Annotated in this window: 13 protein-coding genes; 7 read left to right on the top strand and 6 right to left on the bottom strand. The window is 70.7% G+C overall.

What is annotated here, in order from left to right; translation table 11 throughout:
* Positions 1–17 precede the first annotated feature (17 nt).
* The 6 genes from gyrB to dnaA form a co-directional block, all read right to left on the bottom strand.
* Positions 18–2,000 carry a DNA topoisomerase (ATP-hydrolyzing) subunit B gene (gene gyrB / locus HF519_RS07935; RefSeq protein WP_169411645.1) on the bottom strand — a complete coding sequence of 661 codons (1,983 nt, stop codon included), beginning with the start codon at positions 1,998–2,000 and terminating at the stop codon, positions 18–20.
* A gap of 354 nt (positions 2,001–2,354) precedes the next feature.
* Entirely contained in the window at positions 2,355–2,912 is a 558-nt protein-coding gene (locus HF519_RS07940) for a DciA family protein (RefSeq protein ID WP_169411648.1), read from the bottom strand.
* 142 nt (positions 2,913–3,054) lie between these two features.
* The gene (recF, locus tag HF519_RS07945; RefSeq protein ID WP_169411650.1) at positions 3,055–4,197 is read right to left on the bottom strand and encodes a DNA replication/repair protein RecF; all 1,143 of its coding nucleotides are present in this window, start codon (positions 4,195–4,197) and stop codon (positions 3,055–3,057) included.
* Between the two features lie 7 nt (positions 4,198–4,204).
* Complete coding sequence (gene gnd / locus HF519_RS07950; protein WP_169411653.1) at positions 4,205–5,152, bottom strand: phosphogluconate dehydrogenase (NAD(+)-dependent, decarboxylating); 948 nt, start codon at positions 5,150–5,152, stop codon at positions 4,205–4,207.
* 54 nt (positions 5,153–5,206) lie between these two features.
* Entirely contained in the window at positions 5,207–6,379 is a 1,173-nt protein-coding gene (gene dnaN, locus HF519_RS07955; RefSeq protein ID WP_169411655.1) for a DNA polymerase III subunit beta, read from the bottom strand.
* 962 nt (positions 6,380–7,341) lie between these two features.
* On the bottom strand, positions 7,342–8,955 hold the full coding sequence (gene dnaA, locus HF519_RS07960; protein WP_169411657.1) for a chromosomal replication initiator protein DnaA: 1,614 nt from the start codon (positions 8,953–8,955) through the stop codon (positions 7,342–7,344).
* A gap of 450 nt (positions 8,956–9,405) precedes the next feature.
* Between dnaA and rpmH the strand changes: the two genes are divergently transcribed.
* The 7 genes from rpmH (at position 9,406) to HF519_RS07995 (ending at position 13,694) form a co-directional block, all read left to right on the top strand.
* Complete coding sequence (gene rpmH / locus HF519_RS07965) at positions 9,406–9,549, top strand: 50S ribosomal protein L34 (protein WP_169411660.1); 144 nt, start codon at positions 9,406–9,408, stop codon at positions 9,547–9,549.
* A 16-nt stretch (positions 9,550–9,565) separates the two neighbouring features.
* Entirely contained in the window at positions 9,566–9,925 is a 360-nt protein-coding gene (gene rnpA, locus HF519_RS07970) for a ribonuclease P protein component (RefSeq protein WP_169411662.1), read from the top strand.
* Positions 9,926–9,963: 38 nt separating this feature from the next.
* Positions 9,964–10,221, top strand: coding sequence for a membrane protein insertion efficiency factor YidD (yidD, locus tag HF519_RS07975; protein ID WP_211169706.1), 258 nt, complete (start codon positions 9,964–9,966; stop codon positions 10,219–10,221).
* Complete coding sequence (yidC, locus tag HF519_RS07980; RefSeq protein ID WP_169411666.1) at positions 10,215–11,336, top strand: membrane protein insertase YidC; 1,122 nt, start codon at positions 10,215–10,217, stop codon at positions 11,334–11,336. The genes yidD and yidC overlap by 7 nt, the downstream gene beginning before the upstream one ends.
* Positions 11,337–11,444: 108 nt before the next feature.
* Positions 11,445–11,975 carry a Jag family protein gene (locus HF519_RS07985; protein ID WP_169411668.1) on the top strand — a complete coding sequence of 177 codons (531 nt, stop codon included), beginning with the start codon at positions 11,445–11,447 and terminating at the stop codon, positions 11,973–11,975.
* Positions 11,976–12,036: 61 nt separating this feature from the next.
* Positions 12,037–12,720 carry a 16S rRNA (guanine(527)-N(7))-methyltransferase RsmG gene (rsmG, locus tag HF519_RS07990; protein WP_312859966.1) on the top strand — a complete coding sequence of 228 codons (684 nt, stop codon included), beginning with the start codon at positions 12,037–12,039 and terminating at the stop codon, positions 12,718–12,720.
* Positions 12,721–12,758: 38 nt separating this feature from the next.
* A complete protein-coding gene (locus tag HF519_RS07995) occupies positions 12,759–13,694 on the top strand; it encodes a ParA family protein (RefSeq protein ID WP_312859968.1) in 936 nt (311 codons plus the stop codon).
* The last annotated feature ends 4 nt before the right edge of the window (positions 13,695–13,698 follow it).

A 13,698-nucleotide genomic window follows, 5' to 3' on the forward strand; every position in this document is an offset into this window, starting at 1 on the left:
GATCCGGCGAGCGGATCTCAGACGTCCAGGAACCGCACGTCCTTGGCGTTGCGGGTGATGAAGGAGCGGCGCGACTCGACGTCCTCGCCCATCAGGACGGAGAACAGCTCGTCGGCGGTCGCGGCGTCGTCGAGGGTCACCTGCAGGAGCACCCGGTGAGCCGGGTCCATCGTGGTCTCCCACAGCTCCTTGGCGTTCATCTCGCCCAGACCCTTGTAGCGCTGCACGCCCTCTTCCTTCGGCAGCTTCTTACCGGCGGCCCGGCCGGCCTCGATGAGGCCGTCGCGCTCGCGGTCGGAGTAGGCGAACTCCGGCTCCGCGCCCCGGCCACCCCATTTGATCTTGTACAGCGGCGGCTGGGCGAGGAACACGTGACCGTGCTCGACCAGCGGACGCATGAACCGGAACAGCAGGGTCAGCAGCAGGGTCCGGATGTGCTGGCCGTCGACGTCGGCGTCGGCCATCAGCACGATCTTGTGGTACCGCAGCTTCGCCAGGTCGAACTCGTCGTGGATGCCGGTGCCCAGCGCGGTGATGATCGCCTGGACCTCGGTGTTCTTGAGCACCCGGTCGATCCGGGCCTTCTCCACGTTGATGATCTTGCCGCGGATCGGCAGGATCGCCTGGAACATCGAGTCGCGGCCGGACTTCGCCGAGCCACCCGCCGAGTCGCCCTCGACGATGTACACCTCGGACTTGCTGGGGTCGGTCGAGCGGCAGTCGGCCAGCTTGCCGGGCAGACCACCGATGTCACCGGCGCTCTTGCGGCGCACCAGCTCACGGGCCTTGCGCGCCGCCAGCCGGGCCTGCGCCGACTGTACCGCCTTGTTGACGATCGTCTTGGCCTCGGTGGGGTTGCGCTCGAACCAGTCGGCCAGCCACTCGTTGCTGACCCGCTGCACGAACGACTTCACCTCGGTGTTGCCGAGCTTGGTCTTCGTCTGGCCCTCGAACTGCGGCTCCCGGACCTTCACCGACACGATCGCCGCGAGGCCCTCGCGGATGTCGTCGCCCGACAACGCCGGGTCCTTGTCCTTGAGCAGCTTCTTCTCCCGCGCGTAGCGGTTGACCGTGGTGGTCAGCGCCGCGCGGAAGCCCTCCTCGTGGGTGCCGCCCTCGTGCGTATTGATCGTGTTCGCGAACGTGTAGACGGACTCGGCGTAACCCGAGTTCCACTGCATCGCGACCTCGACCTGGTGGTTCTCGGCCTCACCGGAGAACGCGACCAGCTTCTTGTGGATCGGGTCCTTGCTGCGGTTGAGGTGCGCGACGAAGTCCTCGAGCCCGCCCGGGTAGTGGAAGGTCGTCTCCTTCACCTTCGCCACGTAACCCTCGGCGTCGGGCTCGGCCGCCTCTTCGGACTCGCCGTTGCGCTCGTCGCGCAGCACGATGGTGAGCCCCTTGTTGAGGAACGCCATCTCCTGCAGCCGGCGCGAGATCGTCTCGAGGTTGTAGGCCGTCGTCTCGAAGATGTCCGGGTCGGCCCAGAACGTGATCGAGGTACCGGTGCGGATGGTGTCCTCGCCCTTGCGCAGCGGGCCGGGCCGCGAGTGCTCGTAGTGCTGGCGCCAGACCTTCTTGTCCCGGTGGATCTCGACGTCGAGTGCGCTCGACAGCGCGTTGACCACGGACACACCGACACCGTGCAGGCCGCCGGACACCGCGTAGGACTTGTCGTCGAACTTGCCGCCGGCGTGCAGCACGGTGAGCACCAGCTCGACCGCGGGCCGCTTCTCCACCGGGTGCATGTCGACCGGGATGCCACGGCCGTCGTCGGTCACGCGGACCCCACCGTCGTCCTGCAGGGTCACCTCGACGCGGCTGGCGTATCCGGCCATGGCCTCGTCGACGGCGTTGTCCACGACCTCCCAGATCAGGTGGTGCAGGCCCCGCTCACCGGTGGAACCGATGTACATGCCGGGGCGCTTGCGGACCGCCTCCAGGCCCTCGAGCACAGTGATCGACGACGCGCTGTAAGCGTTCTTCTTCTCCGCAACCACGGGTTGACTGTCTCCTCGCCATGAGACCGCCCCACCCGCGGGTGCGCGGGAGGTACCGGCCGTTCGACCGAGCGGATCGGGGTCCGCTCAGAACACCCTCCTGATTCTACTGGTCCGCGCCGACAGAACGGCGGCTAGGACACCCCCAGAACGGTCACAGACCGCCGATCGCGCCCCAGGACGGGTCGCGACTGCGGAAACGGGGGTGTGAACGGGCTGCCGCGTCGTCACGTCGCGCTGAATGGCCCGCCCGGACGCCGGAGGGCCCAGCGCGGCAGGTCACACTTGGTACAACGACGCGCGAGGCCTGCGGATTCCTGGGCCGCCGCACGCGTCTCCGCGCGGGGCGGCCCGTCAGCCGTACGTGTCCCGTGGTCCGCGCCCACGCACGTGACGGGGTCCGTGCCGCCACGACGGCCCGCTCGGGCCGACCACCCGGATCCTGCGCACCACGTCCGGCCCGACCGCGGCGGCCAACCGGCCCAGCAACTGACGCTGCAGGGTGCGCAGCTGGGTCGCCCAGGCCGTCGACTCCGCCTGCAGGGTCAGCTCCCCGTCGCGCAGCGAGACCGGCGTGCAGTGGTCGGCGACGTCGGACCCGACGAGCTGAGGCCAGCGGCTGAGGACGGTGGCGTCGGTCAGCCGCGGCGACCAGCCGCGGTCCATCGCCACCCGGGAGATCAGCCGGCCGAACGGCTGCGGGTCCCGGTCGTCGGGCCCCGGCCCCGACCAGCGCCGTCGACGGCCCCGCCCCGCACCGGGACGCTTGCGGGTCCCACCCCGTTCGGCCGCTCGCTGCGCGGAGGCCTCGCGCGCGGCCCGCAACGCCTCCCGCGCCAGGTCCGACCCACGACGAGTGGTCGAGCCGTCGCTGTCCCCAGGGTTGGGGACAGAGTGGCCCGGCTCGCTCACGCTCGGCGGCTCTCCGGCGTCTTTGGACGGTCGATCCGTCCAGTCATCACCAGCGGAACGCGAGTTATCCACAGTATCCACAACTTTGTCCCCAGGAAGGTCCCGCCGTGCACACCCTCGCCCCCCGCTGTTCCGTCCCTCGTCAGGACGCGTTCGTCTCCGCATCATCGGCAGGCCCGGCCACCGTACGGACGACGGATCCGCCGCCCACCGCAAACCGGGCCCCGGCCAGTTCGGCCGGAACGTCCTCCGCAACCGCCGCGGTGATGATGACCTGCTCCGCCCGGGCGGCCACCGCGGCCAGGGCCCGCCGGCGACGGCTGTCGAGCTCGGCGAACACGTCGTCGAGGATCAGCACCGGCTCGACGTCGTCGGCCTGCAGCAACCGGTACGACGCCAACCGCAGCGCCAGGGCCAGCGCCCAGGACTCACCATGGCTCGCATACCCCTTGGCCGGGCCTTCGCCGAGCCGCAGGTCCAGGTCGTCGCGGTGCGGGCCGACCAGGCAGACACCCCGCTCCACCTCCTGGCGGCGCACCCGGGCCAGCTGCTCGAGGAGCATCGCCTCCAGCTCACCGGCCGCGGGCGCCAACTCCCCGTCCAGACTGGACCGGTAGACCAGCGTGACCGGATCCGAGGTCGGTGCGACCTCGGCGAACGCCTCCTCGGCCAGTGGCGCCAGCCCGGCGACCAGCTCGAGGCGCCCCGCCAGCAGCTGGGCACCGTGCCGTGCGAGATGGCCGTCCCACACGTCGAGCGTGCGCAGGTCACCACCCGCACGGGCGGTCTTGAGCAACGCCGAGCGCTGACGCAGCACCCGGTCGTAGTCCGTGCGCACCGCGGCGAACCGCGGAAAGCGAGCGACGAGCAGGTCGTCGAGGAAACGGCGACGCTCCCCGGGATCGCCGCGGACCAGGGCCAGATCCTCCGGCGCGAACAGCACGCTGCGCAGGATCCCCAGCACGTCACGCGGCCGCGCCACCGGGGCCCGGTTGACCCGCGCCCGGTTGGCCCGGCCCGGTGTGATCTCCAGTTCGACGCCCAGCTCCCGGCCCCGGTGGACCACCAGTCCGCGGACGATCGCCCGGTCGGCACCGCGGCGGACGAGCGGTGCGTCGGTGGCCACCCGGTGCGATCCCAGCGTCGACAGGTAGCCGATGGCCTCGACCAGGTTGGTCTTGCCGACACCGTTCGACCCGACCAGAACCGTGACCCCGGGTTCCAGCTCGAGCTCGGCGCGTTCCCAGGATCGGAAGTCCGCGACCGCCAGGCGACGCAGGTACACCTTCGGGTCAGCCCTGGGTCGATCCGGTGCCCGAGCTCGGACCGGCGATGTCGCCCGGAGTGCCTGACGGGCCGACGGCGTGCTTCACCGCGTGCCCACCGAACTGCTGGCGCAGCGCGGCGACCGCGCGCATCGCCGGCGAGGAGTCCTGCCGGGACTCGAAGCGGGCGAACAGCGCGGCCGCGATCACCGGCAGCGGCACCGCGTGCGTGATCGCCTCCTCGATCGTCCACCGGCCCTCACCGGAGTCCTCGACGTAGTCGTCGAGCTTGGCCAGCGTCGGGTCGTCCTGGAGTGCGAGGACCAGCAGGTCGAGCAGCCAGGAACGCACCACCGTGCCCCGCGACCAGGCCTGCAGCACCGCCGGCACGTTCGTGACCAGCTCGGCGGCCGACAGCAACTCGAAGCCCTCGGCGTAGGCCTGCATCAGGCCGTACTCGACGCCGTTGTGCACCATCTTCGCGAAGTGCCCGGCACCGACCGGTCCGGCGTGCGCGAAGCCCTCCTCGCGCGGACCCTCCGGGCGCAGCGCGTCGAAGATCGGCATCGTCCGCTCGACGTTTTCCCGCGAGCCGCCGACCATCAGCCCGTAGCCGTTCTCCTTGCCCCAGACGCCGCCCGACACCCCGACGTCCAGGAAGCCGATCCCGTGCTCACCGAGCAGCGCCGCGTTCGGCCGGTCGTCGGTGTAGCGGGAGTTGCCCCCGTCGATGACCAGGTCGCCGTCCTCGAGCACGTCGGCGAGCGCGCGGATCGTGCTCCGCGTGGCCTCCCCCGACGGGACCATCACCCACACCACGCGGGGCGCGGTCAGCGCGGCGGCAAGGGCGGTGAGGGAGTCGACATCGGTGACCTCGGGCCGGGGGTCGTAGCCGATGACGTCGTGGCCGGCGGCGCGCAACCGATCGCGCATGTTGCCGCCCATCCGACCCAGGCCGATAAGTCCGATCTGCACAGCTGGTTCCTCCGGAGCGCAGGTTCTCGCAGCACGTTGCTCGCGCTGCTCGACTCAGCCGGGCAAACGCACCGGCATGAGCAAGTGCAGGTACCCCGGAGAGGGCGCATCCGACGCAGCCGGGCCGGTTTCCGAGCCTTCCGGCTCCTCCGCGGGCGGCGGCGGCACCGGACGGACCAGCGCGGGCCGGTTCGGCGTGGTGAACGTGAGCTGGGCGCGCTCGGTGTGCAGCGCGCCGAGGGAGTCGAGCAGGTAGCTGGGGTTGAACGCGATGGTCAGCGGGGCGCCGTCGAGGATGCTGGGCAGCTCCTCCTCGGCGCTGCCGACGTCATCGCCACCGGCGGCCAGCCGCAGGCCGTCCTCGCCGAACTCCATCCGGATCTGTGCCACCCGGTCGGCGACGAGCGAGACCCGCTTGATCGCTTCGACCAGCGCCGCGACCTCGAGTTCCGCTGCGGTCGTGTGGTCGGCGGGGATCAGCTGCCGGAACCGCGGGAACTCCGCGTCGAGCAGCCGTGTGGTCGCCCGTCGGCCGGCCCCGGCGAGACCCAGCATGCCGTCGCCCGCCGACAGGGCGAGTTCGACGGTGCCCGCGCCGGCCAGCGTCTTGGCCACCTCGGCGAGGGTGCGGGCCGGGATCAGCACGGCGGTCGACAGGCCCGGGTCCTCCGGGGTCCACTCCAGCTCCCGCACTGCGAGCCGGAACCGGTCCGTAGCGGCCAGCGTCAGCCGCGAGCCCTCGATCTCGAGCCGGACGCCGGTCAGCATCGGCAGCGTGTCGTCACGACCGGCGGCCACTGCCACCTGGGCCACGGCCTCGGCGAGCTGATCGGCGCGGATCGTTCCGGCGCGCTGCGGCATCGCCGGAAGCTGGGGGTAGTCCTCGACGGGCATCGTCGGAAGGCTGAACCGGCTGTTCCCGCAATTGATCGTGGCGCGGGCGCCGTCGACGACGAAGTCCACCGGCTTCGACGGCAGTGCCCTCGTGATGTCGGCCAGCAACCGGCCGGAGACCAGGACGCGGCCGGGCTCGCCGACGGTGGCGTCGAGCTCGACGCGGGCGGAGGTCTCGTAGTCGAAGCCGGAGACCGTCAGCCCCTCGCCGGATTCGCCGCCCGCCTGAATGAGGACGCCGCCCAGGACGGGGACGGGCGGTCGGGCGGGCAGGCTGCGGGCCACCCACGCGGCCGCATCGGCCAGTACGTCGCGTTCGACCCGGAACTTCATGACGAAAGGGACCTTTCACCGGCGGTCACTGGTTGCGACCGGCATGGCGGGATGCAGAGGTGGTTCGCCCCGGCCCACGAACCCGGGTGGAGAACCCCCGGCACGGACCAGGTCGGCCACTTCACCGTAGAGCCTCGCGCGCCCAGGTGTCACGTCGGCCCGAGGTGCCCCGCCCGTCCGGGCACACCACGAACGAGCGGTGGGCCCGGACGGCCATCCACGGGGTTGTTTCTCTTGTAGTTCAAACAAGAGAGGACTCCAGCAGTAGTACTAAGTCCTGTGCGTAGTGTGGATAGCGAGCGTCATCGCAGGTCAGACGGTGCGGCGTCCTGTGGATGGGCTAGGGGGACGGCCGGTGGGTCGATCGGGCGGTCAGTGGATGGAGCCGTCCGAGCCTCCGTTGTCCCCCGTTTGTCCCCGGTTCGGAGAGAGGTTGTCCACGGGTCGGGGACGATCGGTCCACCGCCCCGAGGGCAACAATCCACAGAGTTGTCCCCAGATGTGGGTGAAGTGTGGTCATGCGCGGACGCAGCGCGACCGGATTCCCGGGTCGCGGCGGGGATGAGGCGCGGTACGGAACTCACAGAGTTCCCTCACGGCACATGAAATTGAACGCAGCGTGACCGTCTGGGATACGCCGGCCGAGCCTCGAGGATCACCCCGAGCGGTGAACGACGCCTAGCGCAAGACGAACGGTCGGCGTGTCCGCGACACGCGGCGGGCCGCAGAAGCACCCGGAACGAGGCCGATCACCACCGGAGAGGCTCCCCGGACGCCGGCGTAGGCACGTTCCGGGATGCGGAGCGTGACCTCGGCGGGTCCGGCAGGCCGGACTCGCCCGCCCGAGGAGCGGCGTGATGGCACGCGGTGGCGGTGGCGGCACCGCGCGGAGCCACCGCGGTGATGGACGGCCCGGACCTGCGGCGCCCGACCGGCGCCGGTTCAGGGCCGATCGGTGCTGATCAGTGCCGGGCGCGCTGCTTGATCCGCGCGGTGAGCTCCTGCACCTGCTCGAACGTCTTCCGGCGGAGCGAGATCTCGTTGCGGATCTTCTTGTCGGCGTGCATGACCGTGGTGTGGTCGCGGCCGCCGAACGTCTGGCCGATGCGCGGCAACGACAGGTCGGTCAGCTCCCGGCACAGGTACATCGCGATCTGGCGGGCCTGGGCGAGGGCCTTGGTCTTCCCGGGCCCGCACAGCTCGTCCATCGTGACGCCGAAGAAGTCGGCGGTCACCGCCATGATCGTCGGCGCGGTGATCTCGGACGCCGCCGAGTCCGGGATGAGGTCGCGCAGCACGATCTCGGCGAGCTGGGTGTCGACCGGTTGCCGGTTCAGCGACGCGAACGCCGTCACACGGATCAGCGCACCCTCGAGCTCGCGGATGTTGCGCTCGATGCGCTCGGCGATGAACTCCAGGACGTCACCGGGGACGGCGAGCCGGTCCTGGGCCGCCTTCTTGCGCAGAATCGCGATCCGCGTCTCCAGCTCGGGCGGCTGGATGTCGGTGATGAGACCCCACTCGAAGCGGGTCCGCATCCGGTCCTCCAGGGTCTCCAGCCTCTTGGGGGGCCGGTCCGAGGACACGACGATCTGTTTGTTCGCGTTGTGCAGGGTGTTGAAGGTGTGGAAGAACTCCTCCTGGGTGCCTTCCTTGCCTTCCAGGAACTGGATGTCGTCCACCAGCAGCACGTCGACGTCGCGGTAGCGGCGCTGGAACGCCACCTTCCGGTCGTCGCGCAGCGAGTTGATGAAGTCGTTGGTGAACTCCTCGGTCGACACGTACCGCACCCGCATCCCGGGGAACAGCCGCTGCGCGTAGTGCCCCACCGCGTGCAGCAGGTGGGTCTTGCCCAGCCCGGAGTCGCCCCAGATGAACAGCGGGTTGTACGCGCGCGCCGGCGCCTCGGCCACCGCCACCGCCGCAGCGTGGCTGAACCGGTTGGACGCACCGATGACGAACGTGTCGAAGGTGTACTTCTCGTTGAGCCGCGTCTGCGAGCGGGGCGTGACCGCCTCGCCGGCCTGCGGCGCGGAGTACGTCGGCCACACGTCTCCCCCGGGCCGCCCGTTCTCGGGCGCGAGGCCGCTGACGCTCTCCTCCGTCACCGTGGCGGGAGCCGGCGAGGCGCCGTCCGGCGCGGGTTCGACCGGTGCGGGGGCCGCAACGCCGTCGCCGAGGCCGGGGTGCGGCAGCGGCGGCCGGGTGTACGCGTCGCCGCCCGCGGGCGGTGCGACGCGGGCCTGGGTGAGACGCTCGGGCGGATCGGGGACCTCGGTCCCGCCCGACGCCGCCGAGGCGTCGACGACGACCGCCAGGTTCACGGCGACACCGAGATGACGGCCGAGGGCGTCACTGATCGGTCGACGCAGGATGCGCTCGATGGCGTCCTTGGCGAACTCGCTCGGCGCGGCGAGCAGCGCCGTCCCGTCGAGGAGCCCGAGCGGGCGGGTCAGCCGCAGGAACGCGCGCTGCTGCGCGGACAGGCTGGGCGCCCCGGAGTCGGCAGAGGATCCGGACAGGTCGGCGATGACCCTGTTCCAGACTCGCCCCAGATCACCTGGCTGGTCGGCCACAGGCCAACGGCCCCCCTCCGCATCTCGCTCGAACAGCTGTGGGGCCCGCCCGGCGGGTGCCCAGGGCCTTCACGATCCCCAGACTTATCCACACATGTGCAAGACGGTACGCAGCACCGCACGACGGGCGTCGTGCGGGCCCCATCGTGGTGCGTGAGCGGGTGTGTGTCCGATCCCCGGATCGATCCGCGAGCGGGCACGCTACAACCCGAATCTCTTTGCCACAAGCCGCTCGCGGATGCAAGCGCCGACCGGCTGACGGCGCGCCGGGGCGGTTTGACCCCCTCCGAAGACGCTGCGTACCCTTGGATCAGCCGCGTCCGCCGACCGGCACGTTCCGCGTGCCCACCGGTCTCGGCGCGAAGCACGACCAGCACCACCTGTCAGACTTCAGCACAGCTACTGACGGCGCGGGCCCCGCACCGCTGCCGTCGACCAGGAGAGCCGACCGTGAGCAAGGGCAAGCGCACTTTTCAGCCGAACAACCGCCGTCGGGCGCGTACGCACGGCTTCCGGCTGCGGATGCGCACCCGCGCCGGGCGCGCCATCCTCGCTGCGCGTCGCCGCAAGGGGCGCGCAGAGCTCTCTGCCTGATCCGGCCGGCGCCCGAGTGTTGCCGGCCGGCGCCCGGCTGACCCGTCGGGAAGAGTTCGCCTCGACGATCCGCCGGGGTCGGCGCAGTGGCCGGTCACGCCTCGTGGTGCACCTTCACGTCACGGGTAGCGAGGCTCCGCGCGCCGGATTCGTCGTGAGCAAAGCTGTCGGCAACGCGGTGATCCGTCACCGCGTTGCGCGGCGGCTTCGCCATCTCGTGGCTCCGTACCTCGCTGAGCTGCCCCCCGGCTCCCGGCTCGTCGTTCGCGCGCTCCCGCCTGCGGGCACCGCCGACTCGGCCGAACTGGGCAGCGACCTCGACGCCGCGTTGCGTGCCGCGCTGCGCCGGCTCGACACCGCCGGGAGTCCACGGTGAGCGCACCCGAGCCGCGCCGGCCGTCCCCGGTCGGCCGCCTGCTCATCGGCCTGCTCCGCGGGTATCAGCGGTGGATCTCTCCCGCGCTGCCCCCCAGCTGTCGCTTCTACCCGTCCTGCAGTGCATACGCCGTGGAGTCGCTGCAGGTTCACGGTGTACTGCGCGGCACATGGCTGACCGTTCGTCGGCTTCTGCGCTGCGGGCCGTGGCACCCTGGCGGTATCGATCCGGTCCCGCCGCGCCGGGATCTCCGAACCTGGTCGGCTGAGGACCACAAGGAGCAAGCCCCGTGCTGAACTTCATCTATTACCCGGTCTCGGCCATCATGTGGTTCTGGCACAAGGCCTTCGGGTTCTTGTTCGGTGAGGCGAGCGGCATCGCCTGGGCCCTCTCGGTCGTCTTCCTGGTCTTCACACTGCGTGCGCTGCTGTACAAGCCGTTCGTCAGCCAGGTGCGCTCCATGCGGAAGATGCAGGAGTTCGCGCCGGAGATCCAGAAGCTCAAGAAGAAGTACGGCAACGACCGGCAGAAGATGGCTGCCGAGATGCAGAAGCTGCAGAGCCAGCAGGGTGTCAACCCGCTGGGCGGCTGTCTGCCCGTTCTCGTGCAGGTCCCGGTGTTCATCGGTCTGTTCCACGTGCTCCGCGAGTTCAAGCCGGGCAAGACCGAGAACTACTTCTTCGGTGCGTCCGAGGTCGAGTCGTTCAACGAGGCCAGCCTGTTCGGCGCCAAGCTCGGTGCCTGGGTGACGCAGGGGGCCGACGAGCTGGCCCGGCTCGGCACGTCGATCCCCGCGATGCTGATCGTGATGATCCCGCTGATGATCGCTGCGGGCATCTTCACCCACATCACCGCACGGCACTCGGTCGCCCGCCAGACCGAGGCGCAGGCCGCCAACCCGCAGGCCGCGATCATGAACAAGATGATGCTCTACGTCTTCCCGATCGGCGTGGTCGTCGGTGCCCCGTTCCTCCCGCTGGCCGTGCTCATCTACTGGGTGGCGAACAACCTGTGGACCCTGGGTCAGCAGTACGTCGTGTACAAGCGCATCGACGCCGAGGAGACGGCCAAGCGCGAGCAGGCGACCGCGGTCCGTCAGGCCCGCGCCCCGCGCCCCGGGCAGAAGCCGAACCGCGACGCCGCCGCGAACACGTCCGCGAATGCCTCCGAGACCGCTGCTGAGAACGTCGACGAGCCGACCCCTGCCGCCGACGATCCCACCGACAGCCGCCCGGCCAAGAAGCCCGGTGCGAAGCCGGTGTCGAAGTCCAGTGGTGCGAAGCCGAACGGCACGAAGCCGTCCGGCAAGAGCGGCGGCGGGAGCAACGGTTCCGCCACGTCCCGCAACGGCCGGGCGACCGGTGGTGGGTCTCGCCCGCCGGCCGCCCGCCGTGGGCGCAAGCGCCGCTGACCAGAACCTTCGAGCGGCCGACCCGAGCCGGCCGCTCACGGCGGGGTTACCGGGTCGCGTTGCGCGGCCACCGGGACCCCGCCGGGATATTTCGAGAGGAGACACATCGTGCCCAAGACTGCGGAGGACGGGCCCGCGGAGGCCGGCGAGAGCAGAGCGGTCGCGACATCGCTGGAAGACCAGCTCATTCGCGAGGGCGACATCGCCGGTGACTACCTGGAGCGACTCCTCGACGTCCTCGACTACGACGGCGACATCGACCTCGACGTCGAAGCCGGCCGTGCGGTGGTGAGCATCGACGGTGGCGAGGACCTGAGCAAGCTCGTCGGTGACCGGGGCAATGTGCTGGAGGCGCTGCAGGAGCTGACCCGGCTGGCGGTCCAGCAGTCCTCGGGTAACCGCAGCCGGCTGATGCTCGACATTGCCGGCTGGCGCCAGGGCCGCCGCGACGAGCTCACCGAGCTGGGCCGCCGGACCGCGAACGACGTGCTCGAGAGCGGTGAGTCGGTCCGGCTGCGCCCGATGACGCCGTTCGAGCGCAAGGTCGTCCACGACGCGGTGGCCGGGATCAAGGGCGTCTCGAGCGAGAGCGAGGGCGAGGAGCCGCGACGACAGGTGGTCGTCTTCCGCAGTGGCTGATCAGCCTGCATCGGTGGGCCCTTCCGGGGAGGCGGGGCTCACCGAGGACGAACTGTTTCACGTGAAACACCCCCCGGCGGTCGCCTCCGAGGTCTTCGGCGACCGGCTGCCGGCCGCCCGCCGGTACGCCGAGCACCTCGCCACCTCCGGTGTGGTTCGCGGCCTGATCGGACCGCGGGAAGCCGGTCGGGTCTGGGACCGGCACATCCTCAACTGCGCGGTGGCCGCGGAATTGATCCCGCACGGCGCTCGTCTGGTGGATGTCGGTTCGGGAGCGGGGCTCCCCGGGATACCGTTGGCGCTCGCCCGTCCTGATCTTCAGGTCGTGCTGATCGAGCCGCTCGCGAGGCGTGTCGACTGGCTCGACGAGATCATCGCAGATCTGGACATTCCGGTCGTTGTGGAACGCGGCCGAGCGGAGGAGGCTGCGATGCGACGCCGCTGGGAGGGGGCCGATGTGGTGACCGCGCGGGCCGTTGCCCCCCTCGCCCGGCTGGCGGGGTGGGCTCTCCCCCTGCTGCGCCCGGGTGGCACGCTGTTGGCAGTCAAGGGCGCATCGGCGGCCGAGGAAGTCGTCCGGGACGCTGCGACGGTCCGGAAGTCAGGTGGCGGAGAGCCGCAGGTGATGCGCTGCGGGGTCGGCGTCGTCGATCCGCCGAGCACGGTGGTGCTCGTGGAGCGGGTGGCGAACCGGCGTGGCGGTCGTCCTGAACGGCCCCGGCGGAGAAGGGAACAGCGCTCGTGACCGCGCACTCGAACGACGTGGCACATCAGGCCGGCCCCATCCACTCCCCCGTTCCACGTGAAACACAGGAGTCCCCCGCCCACCTCGGCTGGACCCCGATCGCCGAGGAGGCCGAGCGAGCAGCGCGCGTCCTGCACCCCGACCGGCACGGCATGCCGCGTCCGGCCTTCCGGCGGATCATCACGATCGCCAACCAGAAGGGCGGCGTCGGCAAGACCACGAGCACGGTCAACATCGCGGCGGCACTGGCCATGCACGGGATCCGGGTGCTGGTCCTCGACCTCGACCCCCAGGGCAACGCCAGTACCGCCCTGGGAGTCGAGCACCGCGCCGGTACCCCGTCCGTCTACGAGGCGCTGCTCGGTGAGATCAGCCTGCTCGAAGCCGCCGCCCCCAGCACGGCCTCGCCGAACCTGCTGTGCGTGCCGGCCACCATCGATCTGGCCGGTGCCGAGATAGAGCTGGTCAGCATGGTGGCCCGAGAGGCCCGGCTGAAGCAGGCGCTCGACCCCGCAGTGCTCGACCAGCTCGACGTCGACTACGTCCTGATCGACTGCCCGCCCTCTCTCGGCCTGCTGACGGTCAATGCGCTCGTCGCGGCCGCCGAGGTGCTCATCCCGATCCAGTGCGAGTACTACGCGCTGGAGGGGCTCGGCCAGCTGCTGACCAACATCGACCTGGTGCGGTCGCACCTCAACACCGCACTGCACGTCTCGACGATCCTGCTCACGATGTACGACGGCCGGACCAAGCTGGCCGACCAGGTGACGTCGGAGGTCCGCCAGCACTTCGGCGGCACGGTCCTTCGGACCGTCATCCCGCGCAGTGTGAAGGTGTCCGAGGCGCCGGGCTACGGGCAGACCGTCCTCGCTTACGATCCGGGCTCGCGTGGCTCGATGAGCTACGTGGATGCGGCGCGGGAGATCGCGAACTACGGCGCGCGTATGGGCGGCTCCGAGACGAACGGACGGTGACGGC

It is taken from the genome of Pseudonocardia bannensis (assembly GCF_012911875.1).
Classification (GTDB): domain Bacteria; phylum Actinomycetota; class Actinomycetes; order Mycobacteriales; family Pseudonocardiaceae; genus Pseudonocardia; species Pseudonocardia bannensis.